At 67.1% G+C, this 6,000-nt stretch carries 6 protein-coding genes, 2 pseudogenes and 1 other annotated feature; of the genes and pseudogenes, 1 reads left to right on the top strand and 7 read right to left on the bottom strand.

Annotation, left to right across the window (positions count from 1 at the left end):
- Window positions 1–160 precede the first annotated feature (160 nt).
- The 3 genes and pseudogenes from BLR02_RS30595 to BLR02_RS22995 form a co-directional block, all read right to left on the bottom strand.
- The gene (locus BLR02_RS30595) at window positions 161–406 is read right to left on the bottom strand and encodes a hypothetical protein (RefSeq protein WP_245704916.1); all 246 of its coding nucleotides are present in this window, start codon (window positions 404–406) and stop codon (window positions 161–163) included.
- A 647-nt stretch (window positions 407–1,053) separates the two neighbouring features.
- Window positions 1,054–1,554 (bottom strand): annotated as a pseudogene (locus tag BLR02_RS23000) (IS110 family RNA-guided transposase); the annotation flags it as partial.
- Between the two features lie 32 nt (window positions 1,555–1,586).
- On the bottom strand, window positions 1,587–1,904 hold the full coding sequence (locus BLR02_RS22995; protein ID WP_218128032.1) for a hypothetical protein: 318 nt from the start codon (window positions 1,902–1,904) through the stop codon (window positions 1,587–1,589).
- A gap of 57 nt (window positions 1,905–1,961) precedes the next feature.
- On the opposite strand from BLR02_RS22995, the gene BLR02_RS22990 reads away from it, so the two are divergent.
- Window positions 1,962–3,182 carry an IS256 family transposase gene (locus BLR02_RS22990; RefSeq protein ID WP_090664786.1) on the top strand — a complete coding sequence of 407 codons (1,221 nt, stop codon included), beginning with the start codon at window positions 1,962–1,964 and terminating at the stop codon, window positions 3,180–3,182.
- Here BLR02_RS22990 and BLR02_RS22985 read toward each other — a convergent pair.
- From BLR02_RS22985 to BLR02_RS30590, 4 genes and pseudogenes are all read right to left on the bottom strand, one after another.
- Window positions 3,175–4,391, bottom strand: a protein-coding gene (locus BLR02_RS22985; protein ID WP_408735536.1) for an IS3 family transposase whose coding sequence is annotated in 2 segments (ribosomal slippage) — window positions 3,175–4,094 and window positions 4,094–4,391 — 1,218 coding nt in all. Because the reading frame shifts where the segments join, the coding sequence is not laid out codon by codon here. The genes BLR02_RS22990 and BLR02_RS22985 overlap by 8 nt on opposite strands.
- Window positions 3,988–4,104: a sequence feature (AL1L pseudoknot), on the bottom strand. It overlaps the preceding gene by 117 nt.
- A gap of 47 nt (window positions 4,392–4,438) precedes the next feature.
- Window positions 4,439–4,630, bottom strand: coding sequence for a hypothetical protein (locus BLR02_RS22980; RefSeq protein ID WP_090664784.1), 192 nt, complete (start codon window positions 4,628–4,630; stop codon window positions 4,439–4,441).
- An 18-nt stretch (window positions 4,631–4,648) separates the two neighbouring features.
- Window positions 4,649–4,831: a hypothetical protein gene (locus BLR02_RS22975; protein ID WP_090664783.1), complete on the bottom strand. Its 183-nt coding sequence runs from the start codon at window positions 4,829–4,831 to the stop codon at window positions 4,649–4,651.
- 467 nt (window positions 4,832–5,298) lie between these two features.
- A pseudogene (locus BLR02_RS30590) lies at window positions 5,299–5,888 on the bottom strand (ATP-dependent DNA helicase); the annotation flags it as partial.
- Window positions 5,889–6,000 lie beyond the last annotated feature (112 nt).

The following is a 6,000-nucleotide window of genomic DNA, read 5'->3' as shown; positions in this document are numbered from 1 at the left end:
GACACCGCGCCCTTCACCGTGATCGGCCGGCCGACCGCCGAGGGCGCCGAGGTCTGGGCGGTGGGCCCGGATGGCGGCATCGCCATGCAGGCGAGTGCAACGCTCGGACAAGTGGCATAGCGTATCGCAGTCGAATGAATGAGTATGTTTAGCGGCGCCGCTAGGGCTTGGCCGCCCCTAGTAACATGACCACGGGCATGACGGTGCCCCAGCCTGGCGGGATCACAGCACCTCGGCGAAGGGGGGGGTGCTCCTCGAAGGCGTCACCGTGCTTCAGGTATTCGTCGAGCACAGCGTAGCTGCGGTGGCGGCCGAGGCGCTTGAGCCGTGTGGGGTGGATGCCCTGGTCCATACCGGTGGTGAGGGCGCCACCGCCGGTCGCGCTGCGGTCGTCGAGGCGCAGCACCGGCACCCGATGGCTGCGGTCTGGGGTGACGGGACCGGCGCCTCAGAGTCTTATGTGGACGGCCTGGGGGGTGCAACGCTTATCTCCCTCCTCACCCCCCGACGACACCGTTGCCCGGAAGCGGGAGTGACGACGTCACGACCGGCGACCGTCTATTGCTGCGCGCATCCGATGTGCATCCTGCCTTCTGGCGCGCTTGGACTTGAGCGAGACTTCTCCTGGCATCGTCCCCGCTCAGCATGGGCGTGCGTGAACGTCCGCCGCCACGGCGGAGGAGCGCGCGAAGATGTCCGGCGGAACGCGCAGCCCCAGCCTGTCGGCCGCGATCCGGAGTGCTGCTTTGCAGGCCCCCCGTCCGGCGCGCGTTCACTTGGAACTCGGCCCTGCGTCAAGCGGTAGCTGGCGTGCGTGGGAAGTCCGGTCAGCCGCGCCCTTATGTCCGGCCTACTGCGCGGCACCTGCCGCTGGCCATTATGGGTGTGCGCATGCGTGTCAGGCGCCAAGCTGTTTGGCGTGCTCGAGGCACACGACTCTGATCGGCCTTTGCCTGAAACTGCTCGACCTGCAGTCCTTCCCATCACGCCGTTCAGCGCTTGCCGCCGGATCGCGCGGGCTTGCGCCCGCGGCCTACCATGCGCGCCCGCGCGTCACGCCGTTGCCGCAGCCGGCGCGACGCCGCCCTTCGCGCGGTAGACCTCGTTGCGCGCCATCACCGCCCAGGCGATGCGTGCCATCTTGTTGGCCAGGGCCACCGTCACGTGCCGAACAGGACGCCGCTCCAGCAGCCCTCGCACCCACGCCCCCGCGGCGCTGTTCCACTGCCCGGCGCGGTACACCATTGAGGTGGCGCCGAGCACCAGCAACGTCCGGATCGCCCGGTTACCGGTTTTTGTGATCCGGCCAAGGCGGGTTCTGCCACCGCTCGAGTGCTGGCGCGGCACCAGCCCCAGCCAGGCCGCGAAATGCCGTGCGCTCTTGAAGTCCCCGATGCCGTCCCCGACCGTAGCCGCGGTCAGCGAGGCGGTGATCGGCCCGATGCCAGGGATCGTGGCCAGGCGCCGAGCCGTGTCGTCGTGCCGGGCGTGCGCGACGATCTGTCGCTCCAGGCCATCGATCCGCTCCGCCGTGGCGCGACGATGCTCGCGCAATTCAACGAACGCCTTACCTCGAGTTTGGCCATTCACGCCGCATAGCAGAGCGCGTGGACAATGCCGTCGCGGAGAGCGGGTCGGAGTTTTGCCGGCTTAGAGGCGTGCCGGGAGGTCAGAAAACCCTGCTCGCGCCAGAGCTGCTGCCGGACTGCGGCGAGCGTGTCAGCGAAGGTGGGCCGCTGCTTGCGGTACCAAGCGGCCGCTGAGACCTGCAGATTGGCGTGGCAGCTGAGGCGGGTGGCAAGCAGGGTCACGATGGAGAACAGGCCGAGCAGGCAGGGCGTGGTGCGAGCGATCGCCTTGTCCGACCACTGACGCTGGGTCTCGACGCCGAGGTGATCACGCACGGGAGTGTCGGAATTTCCGTGTTTCGGGCCGTACGATGCTGCTGAGGGAGCCATCGCATGCCGAGACGCAAACAACCCCACATCCCGGATGAGTTGCTGGACCAGCTGCTGGCCGGGTCTGACGCCCGGGCCGCCCTGGCCGACGGCGGGCTGCTGGACGGGCTCAAGAAGGCGCTCGCCGAACGAACCCTGAACGCCGAGTTGGACCACCACCTCGAGGGTGGCGAGCCGGATGGCCGGGCCAACAGCCGCAACGGCTACGGCAGCAAGACGGTGCTGACCGGCACCGGCCGGCTGGACCTGCAGGTGCCAAGGGACCGGCTCTCGACCTTCGACCCGCAGCTGATTGCCAAGTATCAGCGCCGCTTTCCCGGCTTCGACGACAAGATCGTGTCGATGTACGCGCGCGGCATGAGCACCCGCGAGATCCAGGGGCACCTGCGCGAGCTGTACGGCATCGAGGTCTCGCCCGACCTGGTCAGCGCGGTCACCGACGCCGTCCTCGACGAGGTCGCCGAATGGCAGGACCGACCGCTCGAGGCATTGTACCCGCTGGTCTTCCTCGACGCCCTTCGGGTCAAGGTCCGCGACGAGGGCACCGTTCGAAACAAGGCCGTCTATGTCGCCCTTGGCGTCCGCCCGGACGGCACCAAGGAGGTGCTGGGGCTCTGGATCGAGCAGACCGAGGGCGCCAAGTTCTGGCTGCGCGTCATGAACGAGCTCAGGGACCGCGGCATCGAAGATATCCTTATCGCCGTCGTCGACGGGTTGAAGGACTTTCCGGAGGCGATCGCCGCCGTCTTCCCGCGAACCCAGGTGCAGGCCTGCATTGTTCACCTGCTGCGCACCTCGCTGGACTATGTCTCCTACAAGGACCGCCGCGCTGTCGCCGCGGCTCTGCGAGAGGTCTACCGGGCGCGCAACGCCGACGCCGGCCAGGCTACCCTCGAGGCGTTCGATGAGGGCCAATGGGGCCGCAAATACCCCGTCATCGGTCAGACCTGGCGCCGGCACTGGGCGGAGGTGATCCCGTTCTATGCCTTTCCTGCCGATGTGCGCCGGATCATCTACACCACGAATTCCATCGAAGCCCTGCATGCCAAGCTACGGCGCGCCGTTCGCGCCCGGGGCCACTTCCCAACCGACGAGGCCGTGCTGAAGCTGCTGTTCCTGGTCTTGTGGCTCACCACCAAGGAATGGAAGATGCCGCAGAGGGAGTGGACCGCAGCCAAGGCTCAGTTCGCCATCCTCTTCGAGGACCGCTTTGCCATCACCTGATCATCGCGGCCCTACACAGAATTCCTGACACTCCCGGAGGGACGTTCCCGATCGGCTCGAGGAGGCGTTGGGCGTTGAACCAGGCAACCCACTCGAGGGTGGCGAACTCCACAACTTCGAGGGAGCGCCAAGGTCCGCGACGGCGGATTACCTCCGTCTTGAACAACCCGATGACACTCTCGGCGAGGGCGTTGTCATAGGAGTCGCCGACGCTCCCGACCGACGGCTCGATCCCGGCCACGAGGAGGCGCTCCGTGTAGCGAATGCTGACGTACTGCGACCCCTTGTCGCTAAGGCATGTCAGCCTGCCCTTCGCCGGACGTCGGTCGTGCAGGGCCTGCTCCAGAGCATCAAGGACGAAGCCTGTTTGCGCCGTGCGCGACACCCGCCAGCCGACGATACGACGCGCGAAGACGTCGATGATGAAAGCGGCGTAGACGAAGCCCTGCCACGTCGCGACGTAGGTGAAATCCGAGACCCACAACACATTCGGCGCCGGTGCCCTGAACTGGCGGTTCACCCGGTCGGTCGGGCACGGCGTCGCGGGGTTCCAGACCGTGGCCCGCGTCTCCTCCCCACGCACGACGCCACCTAGGCCCATGGTCCGCATCAGCCGCTCCACCGTGCAGCGGGCGACCGCCACCCCCTCGCGGCCGAGCTGACGCCAGACCTTCCGGGCGTCGTAGACCCCGAAGTTCGCCTCATGTACGCGACGGATCTCTGCGCGGAGGACCTCATCGCGGCGACGTCGGGGGCTTGCCCGCTCTGGACAATGTCGCTCCGCGACGCGCGCGTGGTCGGTGGACGGGGCGATCGGCAGCACCTCGCAGATCGGCTCGACCCCGTACTCACCCCAGTGATCGTCGATGAACGCGATCACGTCTTGGACCGGCGGTCGAGCTCCGCCTGCGCGAAATACGCCGACGCCTTCCGTAGGATTTCATTGGCCTGGCGCAGCTCGCGGTTCTCCCGCTCCAAAGCCCTGATCCGTTCCCGCTCGGCGCTCATCGGTCCCGGCCGCTGCCCCGCGTCACGCTCGGCTTGGCGCACCCAATCCCGGAGCGTCTCCGTCGTACAGCCGATCTTCGCCGCGACCGAGCTGATCGCAGCCCACTGCGTCGGGTGCTCCCCAGCGCCGTCCAGCACCAGCCGGACCGCCCGCTCCCGCACCTCCGGCGAGTAGCTCGCCACCGTCTTCTTCGTCCTCATGGCTCCATCCTCTCAAGAGTTGAAGCCTCCAGGGAAGCCGGGGCGGTTCACCCTGCCTCAACCGCCTCATTGGTGCGCAGCAGTGCGAGCGTCTGCTTCGCCGTCAGGTCATCGAGCGGGGAGCGGACTTCCGTGGTCCGCTCGACGAACATGCCGATCTCCTCGCCGATCAACTCGGCCGCGCGGATGCGCGCGGTGTAGTTCTTAGCCACCTTGGCGTCGGCCACAGCCTCGATCATTTCGCTGAGAACCCAATCTCAGGTGGCGACCACGGGCTGCACGATCTCCGCGGCGGCGGCGGCGGCAGCCGCGACCTCGGCATTGACCTTGGCTTCGATGTTGACCTTCAGTTCGGCGATGCATGCTTTGACGCCGGAGCGATACCCGATCGTGTAAGCGGTGTTCGAGGCGTTCTTCGCCGCGTAGCCGGCGGCACACACCGCCTCGGCGCCAGTGGCGCCACGGGCACGAGCGGCGGCGTACTTCTCATGCTTCAGGTTGGTCAGGATGGGAATGCCGGCATTTACCGGCGGGCCTCCGAATGCCCCGCCTGACGGGCAGAGTGGTCAAATGACTTGTGATAAGTCCCGCTTACCACAAGGGAGGCAGGGCTTGCCCTAATTTTGGAAAGTTGGCCTTCTTCAGCGACTTGGGCCGGCCCTGCCGAGAATCAGGCACCCATTTGGAACACGCGAGAAGGCGGAGGATCGCGTGTTAGATGGGGGCGGCCAGTAGGCCTGCTGCCGCCAGATAGCAGGGCTATCGTGGACGAAGCCGTTCGCGGGCGGCGGCGGGGGGAGCGAGGACGCCCTGCCCGCCCCCGGAGTGCGGCAAAGACCGAGACTGACTGGTTATATCTCGGTCAATCCCTGAGCCAATCCTTCAACTTCGACCAGCGTCGGTGGGTCTACTGGCCGCGGACGGCGATCGATAGGGCCTTCTTCTGGCCCACCAGCACCACCAGCTCGCCCTCCTTCAAGTCGATCCGGCGGACGATGCCGAGGTCGCCGTTGTAGATCTCGCGCGGGTGGTCGTTGGTCACCTGCATGACCTTGTCGCCGGGACAGAAGGTCCAGCCGAAGCGCTCGACCTAGACCTCGCCCGGCGGGTTCAGCGCCTTCTGCAGCTCGATGTTCAGCGACCGCGCCCCGAGCCCGCCGCGGTTCATTGGGCAGAGCACCTGGACATCGCGGACCGGGTCGAGCCCAAAGCGGTAGGGTATGCGTTCGCGGACCATGGCCAGGAGCTTCTCCAGCCCGGTCTCCGGGTAGGCCGCCTCGACGAAGTAGAAGTCCGAACCCTCCTGCGGCTGAGGTCCAGAATCTTGCCGAGGTTGATGAGGTGGGCGTTGGTGACGATCCGGCTCCCGGCCGCCTGGCGGAACACCTCGGTCAGGCGCACCACCGGGACCGCGTCGGAGCTGATAATATCGGCCAGCACCTGGCCTGGCCCGACCGAGGGCAGCTGGTCCACGTCGCCGACCAGCAGCAGGCCAGCGCCCCTGGCATGGGCTCATGCCCGCCGGCGCACATGTGTGCCGGCGCGACTGCGCACCGGGCCGCATTCACTCATTGCTACCTACGCTCATTCTCGCCTACATAGCTGCGCA

Origin of the sequence: Belnapia rosea (assembly GCF_900101615.1) — a bacterium.
In the GTDB taxonomy this organism is placed as follows: Bacteria; Pseudomonadota; Alphaproteobacteria; order Acetobacterales; family Acetobacteraceae; genus Belnapia; species Belnapia rosea.
The sequence above is the reverse complement of the archived record's forward strand: the minus strand, read 5'-3'. Positions and strand labels throughout refer to the sequence as shown.